At 67.3% G+C, this 14,761-nt stretch carries 13 protein-coding genes; 9 read left to right on the top strand and 4 right to left on the bottom strand.

Translation table 11 applies throughout. The features are described from left to right. Positions 1-264 precede the first annotated feature (264 nt). The 5 genes from HMPREF3115_RS10100 to HMPREF3115_RS10080 all read left to right on the top strand — a co-directional run bounded on the left by HMPREF3115_RS10100 (position 265) and on the right by HMPREF3115_RS10080 (position 6,250). Positions 265-1,515, top strand: a complete 1,251-nt coding sequence (locus HMPREF3115_RS10100) for an ROK family protein (protein ID WP_006400274.1) — start codon at positions 265-267, stop codon at positions 1,513-1,515. Then, on the top strand, positions 1,502-3,055 hold the full coding sequence (locus HMPREF3115_RS10095) for a sugar ABC transporter ATP-binding protein (RefSeq protein WP_070554303.1): 1,554 nt from the start codon (positions 1,502-1,504) through the stop codon (positions 3,053-3,055). Before HMPREF3115_RS10100 ends, HMPREF3115_RS10095 begins: the two co-directional genes overlap by 14 nt. Positions 3,056-3,096: 41 nt before the next feature. Then, positions 3,097-4,134: an ABC transporter permease subunit gene (locus HMPREF3115_RS10090; RefSeq protein ID WP_006404919.1), complete on the top strand. Its 1,038-nt coding sequence runs from the start codon at positions 3,097-3,099 to the stop codon at positions 4,132-4,134. Between the two features lie 84 nt (positions 4,135-4,218). Beyond that, the gene (locus tag HMPREF3115_RS10085; protein ID WP_006400278.1) at positions 4,219-5,163 is read left to right on the top strand and encodes an ABC transporter substrate-binding protein; all 945 of its coding nucleotides are present in this window, start codon (positions 4,219-4,221) and stop codon (positions 5,161-5,163) included. Positions 5,164-5,290: 127 nt separating this feature from the next. Beyond that, the gene (locus HMPREF3115_RS10080; RefSeq protein ID WP_070554302.1) at positions 5,291-6,250 is read left to right on the top strand and encodes a carbohydrate kinase family protein; all 960 of its coding nucleotides are present in this window, start codon (positions 5,291-5,293) and stop codon (positions 6,248-6,250) included. A 24-nt stretch (positions 6,251-6,274) separates the two neighbouring features. On the opposite strand, the gene HMPREF3115_RS10075 is transcribed toward HMPREF3115_RS10080, so the two are convergent. The 3 genes from HMPREF3115_RS10075 to HMPREF3115_RS10065 all read right to left on the bottom strand — a co-directional run bounded on the left by HMPREF3115_RS10075 (position 6,275) and on the right by HMPREF3115_RS10065 (position 9,315). After that, entirely contained in the window at positions 6,275-7,999 is a 1,725-nt protein-coding gene (locus HMPREF3115_RS10075) for a SulP family inorganic anion transporter (RefSeq protein ID WP_006400280.1), read from the bottom strand. A gap of 22 nt (positions 8,000-8,021) precedes the next feature. Continuing rightward, positions 8,022-8,648 (bottom strand): ParB-like protein, encoded by a 627-nt coding sequence (locus HMPREF3115_RS10070; protein WP_006400281.1) that lies wholly within the window; start codon positions 8,646-8,648, stop codon positions 8,022-8,024. A gap of 124 nt (positions 8,649-8,772) precedes the next feature. After that, complete coding sequence (locus tag HMPREF3115_RS10065) at positions 8,773-9,315, bottom strand: GNAT family N-acetyltransferase (RefSeq protein ID WP_053297307.1); 543 nt, start codon at positions 9,313-9,315, stop codon at positions 8,773-8,775. A gap of 274 nt (positions 9,316-9,589) precedes the next feature. Between HMPREF3115_RS10065 and HMPREF3115_RS10060 the strand changes: the two genes are divergently transcribed. The 3 genes from HMPREF3115_RS10060 to HMPREF3115_RS10050 all read left to right on the top strand — a co-directional run bounded on the left by HMPREF3115_RS10060 (position 9,590) and on the right by HMPREF3115_RS10050 (position 13,782). After that, complete coding sequence (locus HMPREF3115_RS10060) at positions 9,590-10,810, top strand: MFS transporter (protein WP_006400284.1); 1,221 nt, start codon at positions 9,590-9,592, stop codon at positions 10,808-10,810. A 215-nt stretch (positions 10,811-11,025) separates the two neighbouring features. Next, entirely contained in the window at positions 11,026-11,844 is an 819-nt protein-coding gene (locus HMPREF3115_RS10055) for a TetR/AcrR family transcriptional regulator (RefSeq protein WP_070554300.1), read from the top strand. A gap of 177 nt (positions 11,845-12,021) precedes the next feature. Next, complete coding sequence (locus HMPREF3115_RS10050; RefSeq protein WP_006404924.1) at positions 12,022-13,782, top strand: AMP-binding protein; 1,761 nt, start codon at positions 12,022-12,024, stop codon at positions 13,780-13,782. A 42-nt stretch (positions 13,783-13,824) separates the two neighbouring features. Here HMPREF3115_RS10050 and HMPREF3115_RS10045 read toward each other — a convergent pair whose 3' ends face one another. Then, on the bottom strand, positions 13,825-14,106 hold the full coding sequence (locus HMPREF3115_RS10045; RefSeq protein ID WP_170933522.1) for a PXPV repeat protein: 282 nt from the start codon (positions 14,104-14,106) through the stop codon (positions 13,825-13,827). A 387-nt stretch (positions 14,107-14,493) separates the two neighbouring features. Between HMPREF3115_RS10045 and hfq the strand changes: the two genes are divergently transcribed. After that, on the top strand, positions 14,494-14,761 hold a 268-nt coding region (hfq, locus tag HMPREF3115_RS10040; RefSeq protein ID WP_070554298.1), incomplete at its 3' end, for an RNA chaperone Hfq.

Below are 14,761 nucleotides of genomic sequence, written 5' to 3'. Positions count from 1 at the left end.
CGAGTCCTCTCCTGGGCACCATCTGTTTTAAAAGGTCGGCTTTATGCCGACCTTTTTTCATTGCGGCGCAGAAAACGACAACAGATGCGATGCGTCCCTCCTTCCGGCGACGTCCTTCAGCGCCCAAACACCGCCCGACGTCCCGACCTCCCCTCCCAACAACCGGGATTTCCCTAGGCTGACACACGCGCTCGCTCGCGCTTAAATAAATCAACGTGATTTATTTAATTCGCCCCGCAGCGGCGAAACATGGAAGGAGACGCCATGAGAAGTCCGCACATCGGCCAAGGCAGCAATTCGGCCAACGTGCGCCGTTACAACGAGCGCCTGCTGCTGAAAACGCTGCGCCGCGCCGGCAGCGCGTCGAAGGCCGACCTCGCCCGCCTCGCAAACATGACGGGCACGGCGGTCGGCAGCATCATCGCGTCGCTCGCGGACGCCAAGCTGATCGAGTTCGCGGGCCGCCGCACCGAAGGTCAACGCGGGCAGCCGGCGTCGCTGATCCGTCTCGATCCGCGCGGCGCGTTCGGCATCGGCGTCCATCTCGACCGCATGCGGATCGAAACCGCGCTCGTCAATTTCACCGGCGACGTGCTCGGCCGCCGCTCGCACGACATGCTGCTGCCGCCGCCCGCCGACGTGCTCGAGATCGTCCGTCACGACATCGCGGCGATGCAGGCGCTGCTCCCCGATCACGAACGTACGCGGCTCGCCGGCATCGGCGTCGCGCAGCCGTACAACCTCGGCGCCTGGATGCGCGAACTCGGCCTCGCGCCCGATACGTTCCGCGCCTGGGAAGACGTCGATTTCGCGAGCGACCTCGGGCGCATGTCGTCGCTGCCCGTGTTCGGCGAAAACGACGGCAACGCGGCCGCAATCGCCGAGCTGTTCTACGGCTACGGCCGCCAGTGCGACGATTTCGTCTATCTGTTCATCGGCCCCGCGATCGGCGGCGGCATCGCGATCGACGGCGACTGTCTGCGCGGCGTGACGGGCAATGCGGGCGACATCGCGGTCATCCCGGTGCCGCCGAGCCGGCTCGCGTCCGCGCCGCCGCCGCGCGGCCCGTGGGACATCCTGCTCGCGCGTGCGTCGCTGCATGCACTCGTGCGTCACCTGCGCCATCACGGCGAACGCGTCGACAACCGCGCCGATCTCGAAGCGTGCATCGCGCGCGGGCTGCCCGCCGTCGCCGAATGGATCGACGACTGCGTCGATGCGCTCGCACCGGCGTTGCGCGCGGTGCTGTGCGTTGTCGATGCGCCGGTCGTCGTGCTCGACGCGGATACCGACGCCGGCCTGCTCGATGCGCTGACCACGCGGCTGCGCGCGGCGCTCGTCGCGACCGCGCCCGAAGCGCGCGGCACGCCGACGCTCGTGCGCGGCACGTTCGGCGCGGACGCCGGCGCGATCGGCGCCGCGACGCTGCCGATGTACTTCAACTTCTCCCCGCGGGCCGGCATCCTGAAAGGCGCCCGCACGGAATCGCAGGAGGTCAACCATGTCGCGATCTGAGTCGCCCCGGCCGCTGCTCGAAATGCGCCGGATCAGCAAGACGTTCCCGGCCGTGCGCGCGCTCGACAACGTCAGCCTCACCGTCTATCCGGGCGAAATCCATTCGCTGATGGGCGAGAACGGTGCGGGCAAGTCGACGCTGATGAAAATCCTGTCCGGCGCATACCGCGCCGACGCCGGCGGCGAAATCCTGATCGACGGTCGGCGCATCGAGATCGACGGGCCGCTCGCCGCGCGCGATGCGGGCGTCGCGGTGATCTACCAGGAGCTGTGCCTCGCGCCGAACCTGACGGTCGCCGAAAACATCTACGTCGGCCGCGAACTGCGGCACGGCAACCGGCGCTGGGGCACGATCGACCGCGCGGCGATGGCGCGCGGCTGTCGCGACGTGCTGTTGCGTCTCGGCGCATCGTTCGGCCCGGACACGCTCGTCGGCACGCTGTCGATCGCCGAGCAGCAGCTCGTCGAGATCGCACGCGCCGTGCACACGCGCGCACGCATTCTCGTGATGGACGAGCCGACCACGCCGCTGTCGTCGCGCGAAACCGAGCAGCTGTTCCGCCTGATCCGGCAGCTGCGCGAAGAAGGCCTCGCGATCATCTACATCAGCCATCGGATGGCGGAAATCTACGAACTGTCCGACCGCGTGTCGGTGCTGCGCGACGGCACGTACGTCGGCACGCTCGAACGCGATGAATTGTCGGCCGAGCGCCTCGTCGCGATGATGGTCGGCCGCGACATCTCGGGCTTCTACAAGAAGGAGCACGCGCCGTACGATCCCGGCCATCTGCTGCTGTCGGTCCGCGACGTGTCGGACGGCGGCCGCGTGCGCGGCTGCAGCTTCGATCTGCATGCGGGCGAGGTGCTCGGCATCGCGGGCCTCGTCGGCGCGGGCCGCACCGAACTCGCGCGCCTGATCTTCGGCGCGGAGCCGCGCACGCGCGGCGACGTGAAGCTCGGCGACCGCACGTTCGGCGCGCACTCGCCGCGCGATGCGATCGACGCGGGCCTCGTCTACCTGACCGAGGATCGCAAGCGCCAGGGCCTCTTTCTCGACATGAGCGTGCGCGACAACATCAACATCTCGGTGTGCAGCCGCGATGCACGGCTCGGCGCACTCGACCTCGCACGCGGCGCCGAACGTGCGCGCGACGCGATCGCGTCGCTGTCGATCCGCGTGCCGCACGCGAACGTGAACGTCGGCGCGCTGTCGGGCGGCAACCAGCAGAAGGTGCTGCTGTCGCGCCTGCTCGAAACGAAGCCGCGCGTGCTGATCCTCGACGAGCCGACGCGCGGCGTCGACATCGGCGCCAAGTCGGAGATCTACCGGATCATCAACGAGCTGGCGCGTGCCGGCGTCGGCGTGATCGTGATCTCGAGCGAGCTGCCCGAAATCATCGGCGTCGCCGATCGCGTGCTCGTGATGCGCGAAGGCGAAATCGCGGGCGAGCTCGGCGGCTATACGGGCACGCCGATCACGCAGGAAGCGATCATCGCGCTCGCGACCGGCTCGCAGGCCGAACTCGCGGACGCGCACTGACCCCGGCCACTTCATTTCATTCTTACATTCAGGTTACCGAAATGATCAACCCGACCAAGCAGCGGAACCTCGCTTCCGCCACCGCCCATCCGGCGGCCGATCGTGCGCCGCAGGCGCGCGTCGCCGATCATCGCGCGCGCATGCAGTCGCTGATGCGCACCGCCGGCATGCTGCCGGTCCTTCTGGTCCTCTGCATCGGCTTCGGTTTTCTGACCGACGGCTTCTTCACGCTGCAGAACCTGTCGATCGTCACGCAGCAGGCCTCGATCAACATCGTGCTCGCGGCCGGGATGACGTTCGTGATCCTGACGGGCGGCATCGACCTGTCGGTGGGCTCCGTACTCGCCGCGGCGGCCGTCGCGTCGCTGCTCGCGTCGACGATTCCGGGCTGGGGCTGGCTCGGCGTCCCCGCCGCGCTCGCGGTCGGCCTCGTGTTCGGCGCGATCAACGGCGGCCTGATCTCGCTGCTGCGCCTGCCGCCGTTCATCGTGACGCTCGGCGCGATGACCGCCGTGCGCGGCGTCGCGCGACTGCTCGGCAACGACACGACGGTGTTCAATCCGCAACTGCCGTTCGCGTTCATCGGCAACGGCACGATCTTCGGCGTGCCGTGGCTCGTCGTGATCGCTTGCGCGGTGATCGCAATCTCGTGGTTCATCCTGCGCCGCACGGTGCTCGGCATGCGCATCTATTCGGTCGGCGGCAATCCGGAAGCCGCTCGGCTGTCGGGCATCAACGTGCGCGCGATCCAGCTGTTCGTCTATGCGGCCTCCGGCCTGCTCGCCGGGCTCGGTGCGGTGATGTCCGCGGCGCGGCTCTATGCGGCCAACGGGCTGCAGCTCGGCCAGTCGTACGAACTCGACGCCATCGCCGCGGTGATCCTCGGCGGCACGAGCTTCGTCGGCGGCGTCGGCTCGATCGTCGGCACGCTGATCGGCGCGCTGATCATCGCGGTGCTGACCAACGGGCTCGTGCTGCTCGGCGTGTCCGACATCTGGCAGTACATCATCAAGGGCCTCGTGATCATCGGCGCGGTCGCACTCGATCGCTATCGCCAGCGCGACTCGGCGCGCACCTGACGCGCGGCTCGCCGCTTTCCTCTGCGCCCGCAGGCAGGTCAACCTGCGCGCATTCGCCAACAGACCTCACGGAGACACAACGACATGTTCAAGCACAAAGCCGCCCTGACCGCCCTCGCGTGCGCGTTCGCCTTCGGCGCATCGGCCGCGCATGCGGCCGACAAGCCGCTGAAGCTGATCGGCGTCACGGTCGGCTCGCTCGGCAACCCGTATTTCGTCACGATCGTGAAGAGCGCCGAAGCGCGCGCGAAACAGATCAATCCGAACGCGAAGGTCACCGCTGTTTCGGCGGACTACGACCTGAACAAGCAGTTCACGCAGATCGACAACTTCATCTCCGCGCACGTCGACATGATCCTGCTGAACGCGACCGATCCGAAGGCGATCGAGCCGGCGGTCAAGAAGGCGCAGGCGGCCGGCATCACGGTCGTCGCGGTCGACGTCGCCGCGGCCGGCGCGAACGCGACCGTGCAGACGAACAACGTGAAGGCAGGCGAACTCGCGTGCGACTACATCGCGAAGAAGCTCAACGGCAAGGGCAACGTGATCATCGAGAACGGCCCGCAGGTGTCGGCCGTGATCGATCGCGTGAACGGCTGCAAGACCGTGCTCGCGAAGAGCCCCGGTATCAAGCTGCTGTCGAGCGACCAGGACGGCAAAGGCTCGCGCGAGGGCGGAATGAACGCGATGCAAGGTTACTTGACGCGCTTTCCCAAACTCGACGCGGTGTTCACGATCAACGATCCGCAGGCGATCGGCAGCGATCTCGCCGCGAAGCAGCTGAATCGTTCGGGGATCGTGATCACGTCGGTCGACGGCGCGCCCGACATCGAGGTCGCGCTGAAGTCGAACACGCTCGTGCAGGCGTCCGCGAGCCAGGATCCGTGGGCGATGGCGCAGCAGGCCGTCAACGTCGGCTACGGGATCATGAACGGCCAGAAGCCGGCGAATCCGATGATCCTGATCGAGCCGACGCTCGTCACGCGCGACAACGTGAAGAGCTACAAGGGCTGGAGCACGCCGCGCTGAGCGCCCTGCTCCGCGCGCCGCGCCGACGATGCACGCGCGACGCCGCCTTGCATCGTCGGTGCGCGCCACCCGTTCGTTTTCTCCGCGGCACCGCACGGCCCGGTGCCGCAGCACACAAGGTTCCGACATGACGACGACGTTTCCCCGCCTGATCGTATTCGGCGAAGCGCTGACCGATTTCATCCGCGACGATGCGCACCGCTGGCACAGCGTGGCCGGCGGTTCGTGCTGGAACGTCGCGCGCGTGGGCGCGCGGCTCGGCGTGCCGACCGCCTTTGCCGGCACGGTCAGCCGCGACCTGTTCGGCGACGAGCTGATGCGCAAGAGCGCCGAAGCGGGCCTCGATCTGCGCTTCATCAGGCAGGTCGATCGCGCGCCGCTGCTCGCGATGGTCGTATCGAAGCAGCCGCCGGACTATTTCTTCATCGGCGAGAACAGCGCCGATCTCGCGTTCGATCCGGCCGACCTGCCGGCCGGCGCGCTCGATGCCGCTCAGATCGTGCACGTCGGCTCGCTCGGCGTCGTGCGCGAACCGCTCGCGTCGCGTCTGCTCGACGTCGTGCAGGCCGCCCGCGCGGCCGGCAAGCGCATCTCGTTCGACCCGAACTATCGCGCGCCGATGGCCGCGCCCGCGTATCGCGACACGCTGCGCCGGCTGGCCGCGCTCGCGGACTGGATCAAGGTGTCCGACGAAGATCTGCACGGCCTCTTCCCCGAACTCGACGAAACGGCCGCGCTCGCACAGCTGCGCGCATGGGCGCCCGATGCCGCGGTGCTCGTGACGCGCGGCGCGTCGGGCATGCAGCTATTTCATCGCGAGACGATGCTGTTCCAGCCGGCGTTCGCGACGCAGGTGGCCGATACGGTGGGCTGCGGCGACGCGAGCATCGGCGGCTGGCTCGCGAGCCAGCTCACGCGCCCCGAGGCGACCGCTGCCGAGCATCTGCGCTACGCCGCGGCGTGCGCGGCGGTCGTCTGCGCGCACCCGGGCGCGTATGCACCGACGGCGGCCGAGGTCGACGCACTCGTAGGCACGGCGGCCCACACGGACACGACCGCGGCAGCCGACGCAGCGCTGTCCGGTTGAGCGCGGCGGCCGCGTCGCCGCGCGTCATCGTGGGTCCGTGCGCTCCCTACCGTCCGTACCGTGCGTCTGCCAGAGCTGCAGGCTCTCGTCGACGCTCAACTCGGACAACGCATCGTCGCGCAGCGTATCGTCGGCCGCGCGGCGCAACGCATGCAGTGCGTGCAGCTTCAGCCGCACGATCGCGAACCGCAGCCCGTGCGCCGCGCACTCGGCCGCGAATGTGCGCAGCGACTCGATCGTCGTCCCGTCGACGTCGGGTGTTTCCTCGAGGCTCAGCATCACCGTTTGCACATCCGGCGCCGTTTTCAGCAGCGCCCGCACGCGATTGAGCATTCGGTCTGCGTTCGCGAAGAACAGCTGCGCTTCCGGCCGCACGATCAGCACACCCGGCACGGGCCGCGCATCCGCATGACTCGCGATGTCGACGAAATCGTGGCTGTCGCGCAGCCGGCCCAGCACGCTGACGTTCGGCTCCGACAGCTTGCGCAGCGTCAGCAGCAGGCTCACGCCGATCGCGGCGAGCAGCCCCTGCAGCACGCCGAGCACGAGCACCGCGAGCAGCGCGGCGATCACGACGAGCCGGTCGCGATGCCAGGCCCAATACGGCCGAAACACGGACGGATGCAGCGAATGGCTGACCGCGAAGATCACGATCGCCGCGAGCACCGGCTCCGGCGTGCGCGCGAGCTGCGGCAGCAGCAGCCATACGATCAGCGCGACGACGGCGGCCGCCCACAGGCCGGCGAAGCGCGTCTGCGCGCCGGCCGCCTCGTTGGCCGAGCTCGCGGAATAACCGGCGCCGACCGGCATGCCGTACAGCAGGCCCGACACCAGATTCGCGCAGCCGAGCGCGACGAGGTCGCGGTTCGGCGCAATGCTGTCGCCGTGCTTCAGCGCGAAGGCACGGATCGAGCCGTACGATTCCGCATACAGGATCAGCATCAGCGCGAACGCGAGTTCGATCGTCTGCGTCCATGCGTTGCGGTCGAGATGCGGCAATCCGAATGCCACGCGGCTCAGATCGATATGGCCGACGACCGCGATCCCGTAGCGGTGCCAGTCGACTGCATAGCCCGCCACGATCGACAACACGATCACGACGAGCGTCGCGGGCACGCGCGAGCGGCGACCCAGCACGAACAGCAGCGCAAGCGCGGCCGCGCCGAGCGCGGCGCTTGCAACGTTCGCGTGCGGCACGCCGGCGACGAGATCGAGCGCGACGCGCGGCGCATCGCTGTGCGACACCGGAATCGCGAGCATTTTCGGCAACTGCTTGAGCACGATCGTCAGCGCGAGCCCGAACGTGAAGCCGCGCAGCACGGGCCGCGCGACGAAGTCCGACATACCGCCGAGCCGCGCGGCGCCGGCGAGTATGAACAGCACGCCCGTCATCGCGACGAGTGCGGCGGCCAGCGCGATTTGCGCGGCCGGCGCGACGCCCGATTCGGCGAAGACGGTGGCCGCGAGCACCGCGGCCGACGACGATGTCGACGAGACGATCGCGAAGCGGCTGCTGCCCGTGAGCGCATAGACGACGAGCCCCGACAGCAGCGCGATCAGGCCCGCCTGCGGCGGCAGATTCGCGAGTCCCGCGTATGCGACGGCCTCCGGAATCAGCAGGCCGGCGATCGATATGCCGGCCAGCGCATCGAGCGCGATGCGGCGCGCGCGCGACGGCGATGCCTGCGCCGTGGCGAAATGCTCGGCGCGCTGCGGGCCGGCGTCGGGACGAATCGGCGCAGTGGTCATGGTCGGTCGGCGCGTGCGCCGCTCAGGGTTTGATGGCGATCACGCCCGACCAGCCGGGCAGATAGCGCGCGTCCTGATCGTGGGCATGCCGCAGCGCGATCTCGAGCGCCTTCGAAAAATTCTTGCGGATCTGGTCGAGCGACACGTGCTGACGCAGATAGTCGGCCCACAGGAATTCGCTGAACGGCGTCGCGTCCTTCGCATAGCCGCCGGCCGTCCTCAGCTCGCCCGCGAGACTGCGATACGGATCGTCCTCGAGGCCCGTGAGGGCGTTCGGCAGCTTCGAATAGTCGCGGCGCGCGCCATCCGCACCGAACGGATGCACCCACTGGTTGTGCTCCATCATGCGCCAGAAGATCGTCTCGTCGAGCCACGACAGATCCTTCAGCAGCATCGCGTTCACGCGCATCTCGCCCTCCTCGATCAGCGCGAGACCGAGATGATGATGGTCGGTGATGTAGTGCGCGCCGCCCGGGCCGAGCACCGCCGGAAACCAGTGCGAATCGATCGCGGCTTTGCGCTCGCGTTTGCCGAGCGTCTTCCAGTGCTTGCGCTTCGCTTTCACTTCGCGATAACCGACCGTCATCTGCGTCGGCCGCAGCGCGTCGAGCCTCACCGGAATCAGATGCACGTCGTTGCCCAGTGCCATGACATTCCCCCTCGCCGGATTTTTTCGCAACGATACGCCGGATCTCGCGTGCCGTTAATACGTCGCGCCGATCGTTCGCGTGCGTCTGACGATCTCTGACAACCGGCGCCCTGCCGTCATCGCGCTACGCACGCAGATCGTCGCGCTCGAGCCGATGACGCACATACGGAATGCCGTCCTGAACGACGCCGACGCGGCGCATGCCGAGCTTGCGCGCGACGTTCAGCGAGCCCGTGTTCGCTTGCGCGATGTCGGCGATCACGCGCGGCAAGCGCACGCATTCGAATGCATGGCGCACGATTGCGGCAGCCGCTTCGCTGGCGATCCCGCGCCCCCACGCGCGACGCACGAGGCGCCAGCCGATCTCGACGTCCTGTCCACCGTCCGCATAGTCGGGAATCAGCAGCACCCAGCCGACGAACGTATCGGGCGCGCACTTCTCGAAGATCGACCAGTAGCCGAGGCCCGGCGGATAGTCGCGCGTGATGCGGTGTGTGACGAAGCGGCGATGCTCCGCGGGATCGTGCCACGGCCCCGCGATGTGCCGTGTGACCTCGGGATCGCGATCCATCTCGATGCACGCATCGAGATCGGCCAGCACGCGCGGACGCAGCCAGAGCCGCGCCGTTTCGAAGGTCGGCAACGTAGGTGAAGGCGAATCGGTCATCGGGTCTCCTGATTCGGCGAACGCGCAGGCGAGAATTACAAACGTGATACAGCGAGCCGACTCGAATCATACAGATAGCTGTCGCAGCGGCTTCAACGGCGCACGTCGTTTTCCGAAACATGTCATTTCGTAGGGATTATTCCCGATTCGCGGCTATCGCGCCCTACATTGCGGCGCGCGTCGGCCTACACTCGATCAGTGCCCCGAACCGCGCGCGAATCGGGCCGCACGTCCTTGCGTCCCGCGCGCGCACGCCAACGAGGAGACCTCGCACATGAGCTGGACCCGCGAACAACGCAACGTGACGATTGCCGCCTATCTCGGCTGGACGCTCGATGCGTTCGATTTTTTCCTGATGGTTTTCGTGCTGAAGGACATCGCGGCGGAATTCGCGTCGACGATCCCGGCGGTCGCGTTCGCGCTGACGCTGACGCTCGCGATGCGCCCGCTCGGCGCACTGATCTTCGGCCGCCTCGCCGATCGCTTCGGCCGCCGTCCGACGCTGATGGTCAACATCGCCTGCTATTCGGTGCTCGAGCTCGCATCGGGCTTCGCGCCGAGCCTCACCGCGCTGCTCGTGCTGCGTGCGCTGTTCGGCATCGCGATGGGCGGCGAATGGGGCGTGGGCTCCGCGCTGACGATGGAGACCGTGCCCACGCACGCGCGCGGCATCGTGTCCGGCCTGCTGCAGGCCGGCTATCCGAGCGGCTATCTGCTCGCGTCGATCGTGTTCGGCCTCCTCTATCAGTACATCGGCTGGCGCGGCATGTTCATGATCGGCGTGCTGCCCGCGCTGCTCGTGCTGTACGTGCGCGCGCACGTGCCGGAGTCGCCCGCGTGGAAGCAGATGGAAAAGCGCGAGCGTCCGAGCCTCGCGACCACGCTGCAGCGAAACTGGAAGCTGACGATCTACGCGATCGTGCTGATGACCGCGTTCAACTTCTTCTCGCACGGCACGCAGGATCTGTATCCGACCTTCCTGCGCGAGCAGCACCACTTCGATCCGCATACGGTGTCGTGGATCACGATCGTGCTGAACATCGGCGCGATCGTCGGCGGCCTCGCGTTCGGCGCGATCTCCGAGCGGATCGGCCGACGCCGCGCGATCTTCATCGCCGCGCTGATCGCGCTGCCGGTGCTGCCGCTGTGGGCGTTCTCGAGCGGCCCGCTCGCGCTCGCGGCCGGCGCCTTCCTGATGCAGATTTCGGTGCAAGGGGCGTGGGGTGTGATTCCGGTCCACCTCAACGAGATTTCGCCGGACGAGATTCGCGCGACGTTCCCGGGCGTCGTTTATCAGCTCGGCAATCTGCTGGCGTCCGGCAACGCGACGATGCAGGCCTCGCTCGCCGTCTCGCACGACAACAACTATGCGTTCGCGCTCGCACTCGTGGCCGGCACCGTCGCGGTCGTGATCGCGGTGCTGATCCTGTTCAGCCGCGAACGGCGCGGCATCGACATGACGCAATCCGTCAATACGCGTACCGCCGCGACCTGAGCCGACGGTTTTGCGCGTTGCATCACCGCGCGCGGCCCGCAGCGCCTGGGCCGCGCGCCGCGCTTTCCGCACTCGCACATCGAACTAGAGGAATCCGACCAGAATCGCCGCTTGCCCGCCCCGCCCGCGTTTTTTTATCTTAATAAAAACGCTTGTTTGAATCGGATAAACCAATCACCTGTTCGCGGCCGGGCGACCGGCATGGGAGGCGGAACATGGCAGTGAGTCAGGAGGGACGACCGTCTGCGGCGCGGTCGTCCACGGGGCGATCGTCGGGCAACCGGCAGACCGGCGGGACCAAGGCGCGCATCCTCGATGCAGCGGAGGACCTCTTCATCGAACACGGCTTCGAAGCAATGTCGATGCGGCAGATCACGTCGCGCGCGGCGGTCAATCTCGCCGCGGTCAACTATCACTTCGGCAGCAAGGAAGCGCTGATCCACGCGATGCTGTCGCGCCGTCTCGATCAGCTGAATCAGGAGCGGCTCGCGATCCTCGACCGCTTCGATGCGCAACTCGGCGCGCACATCACCTGCGAGCACGTGCTCGGCGCGATGTTCATTCCGGCCCTGAAGGCGTCGCGCGATCCGGAGCGCGGCGGCCCTGCGTTTCTGCGCCTGATCGGCCGCGCATATACCGATCCGTCGCCGTTCGTGCGCAACTTCCTGACCGCACACTATGCGAGCGTCGCGGGACGCTTCTTCGATGCCTTCCAGCGCGCGCTGCCGCATCTGCCGCGCACCGAGCTCGGCTGGCGGCTGCATTTCGCGATCGGCGCGCTGTCGGGTGCGCTCGCCGGCGCGGAAACCGAAAGCCTCATCGACGAGTTTTCGCAAGGGCGCACAATGAACGACGTGCAGATGATCGCGCGGCTGTCGTCGCTGATCGTCGCCGCGCTGAAGGCGCCGATGCCGGACAGCGCGCAGCTCGAGATCTTCGCGGCCGTGCTCGACGACGCAGGCGCGGGCGAGGCGTTCGGGCTGCCGCCGCCTGCGACGACGGCCGATGCCGCCACGCCGCATTCCACGAATTGAGCTGACCGTATCGCCGGATCGACAAGCGGCCGCAACGCGACCTCTCGCGTCGGCCGGGCCTCGCAGTGTGCGGGCTCGGGCCGGCGCGACGCATCGGGTCCGTCGGTCGCGAAACAGCGGGCCCGAGCGTGCGCCGACGCGCGCCTCGCGCCGACCGAGAAGACCCTGGAGACGACCATGCCCGACCCCGCAGCAACCGCCACCGCACAGGTCCCGCCGAACACCGACGGCATCTGGTACGCGTCGTACCCGCGCGGCGTACCGCACGAGATCGACATCTCGCAATATACGTCGCTCGTGCAGTTCTTCGACGAATGCACGACGCGCTTCGCCGATCGCGTCGCCTACGTGAGCGCCGGCGCATCGATGACCTACCGCGCGCTCGCCCAGAAAGTGGATGCGTTCGCGTCGTACCTGCAAGCGATCGGCGTCAAGCCCGGCGACCGCGTCGCGATCATGCTGCCGAATACGTTCCAGTATCCGGTCGCGCTGTTCGGCACGCTGAAGACGGGCGCGATCGTCGTCAACGTCAATCCGCTCTACACCGCGCGCGAACTCGCGCATCAGTTGAAGGACAGCGGCGCCGAGACGATCGTCGTGTTCGAGAACTTCGCGCGCACGCTGCAGGACGCACTGCCCGATACGCGCGTCAAGAACATCGTCGTCACCGCGCTCGGCGATCTGCTCGCCGACGGCTTCAACGCGAAGGGACGCCTGATCAATTTCGTGCTGAAGCACGTGAAGAAGCTCGTGCCGGCCTACGACCTGCCGCAGGCGATCCGGCTGCGCGCGGCGCTCGCGCTCGGTGCGCGCGAACGCGCGAAGCCCGCGGCGATCACGCGCGACGATCTCGCGTTCCTGCAGTACACGGGCGGCACGACCGGCGTCGCGAAAGGCGCGATGCTCACGCACGGCAACCTGATCGCGAATCTGCTTCAGGCGAAGGCCTGGATCGCCGATCAGCTGACCGGCGAGATCGAGACGGTGCTCACGCCGCTGCCGCTCTATCACATCTATTCGCTGACGGTGAACGCGTTCATTTTCATGGGGCTCGGCGGCCGCAACATCCTGATCGCGAATCCGCGCGACACGAAGATGATGATGAAGATTCTTCGTCACGAGACGTTCACGGGCATCACCGGAATCAACACGTTGTACAACGCGTTTCTCGACAACGACGAATTCCGTCGGCGCGACTTCTCGAAACTGAAGCTCGCGATGGCAGGCGGCATGGCGATGCAGCGCGCGGTCGCCGAGCGCTTCCAGCAGGTGACCGGGCGGCCGATCGTCGAAGGCTACGGGCTGACCGAGTGTTCGCCGATCGTCACGATGAATCCGGTCGACCTGAACGACATGAGCGCGTTCAGCGGGTCGATCGGGCTGCCCGCGCCGTCGACGATCGTGCGTTTTCGCCGCGAGGACGGCACGTGGGCCGGCATCGGCGAGCCCGGCGAACTCTGCGTGCGCGGGCCGCAGGTGATGCGCGGCTACTGGCAGCGCCCCGACGAAACCGCAAAAGTGATCGACGCGGACGGCTGGCTCGCCACCGGCGACATCGGCGTGATGGACGAACGCGGATTCGTGCGGCTGATCGACCGCAAGAAGGACATGATCCTCGTGTCAGGCTTCAACGTCTATCCGAACGAGATCGAGGAAGTGCTGGTGATGCATCCGGGGATCAGCGAGGCCGCGGCGATCGGCGTCCCGGACGAGGTGCAGGGAGAACGCATCAAGGTGTTCGTCGTGCGGCGCGATCCGACGCTCACGGTCGACGACGTGCTCGCGCACTGCCGCAAGAACCTCACCGGCTACAAGATGCCGAAGTTCGTCGAGTTTCGCGACGCGCTGCCGCAGACGAACGTCGGCAAGATCCTGCGCCGCGCGCTGCGCGACGAGGAACTCGCGAAAATCGGCGCCGCCGCCGGCAAGCCGCGCTGATGCGGTGCGCGTGCCCGCCGCGCGCTGCGGCGGGCTCGGCGGTCAATCGTCATCGTCGTCGTGATGCTTGCGCCAGTGCTTGTAATAGTGCTTGCGCCACTTGCGGTAACGGTCGTCGTCGTCATCGCCGTAGTAGCCGTATCCGTAGCCCGGATACGCGACGACCGCCGGCTGCGGTGCCACATAGACCGGAGCCGGCTCGGCATAGACCGGCGCAACCGGTACGCCGATGCCGACCGACAGATCGACGTGCCCCGCCATTGCGCTGCCCGAAGCCAGCAGTGTCGCCGTGCCGATCCACGCTGCCATTTGCCTGCCATTCATGTGTCGAATCCCCATTTTGCCGGCCCGCCCGGCACGCGCCCCGAATGTAGGCGAAGCGCGCGCCGCCGGGTGCTACGGCATTGCGAGAGACGTAACGCGACGTAACGAGACGGCGGGAATCGTCCGTTTTGCGCGGGAAAGACCGGAAAATTCTGCCGAAACGCACGCGGACGCGCATATTCGTCCGCGGATATGCGCGGCAGCTGACGTTGGCCATTTGGCCGCATCGCGCAAATGCGCGTTAGCGTCTATAGTGGGTTACGGTTCGACACAATCGCGACTGGGCGCTTCCCGATCGAACAGGGTAGAATCCCGCCAAACAGATTTGTGACGACCACGCCACACACGCACAACATATTCTCTGACGCAGGCTCCTGCCGCACCTCAATGGCCAATCCCGCAGAATCCCATCCGCAAAACGACTTCATCAATTCCGCGCGAAAGGAACGTAAGCGCGTCGAAATCTACCTCGTCAACGGCATTCGTCTGACCGGGTGTATCGAGTCGTTCGACCAGTATCTGGTGATGCTGCGCACCCCCGTGGGTCTGCAAGGCATCTACAAGCGTGCGATTTCGACGATCCAGCTCGACACGGGCGGATCGCGCCCCGGCGGCGGTCCGCGCGGTCCGCGCACCGGCGGGCGGCCGGGCGGCC

The sequence above is a fragment of the Burkholderia sp. HMSC10F09 genome (assembly GCF_001806955.1).
GTDB lineage: Bacteria > Pseudomonadota > Gammaproteobacteria > Burkholderiales > Burkholderiaceae > Burkholderia > Burkholderia multivorans.
The sequence above is the reverse complement of the archived record's forward strand: the minus strand, read 5'-3'. Positions and strand labels throughout refer to the sequence as shown.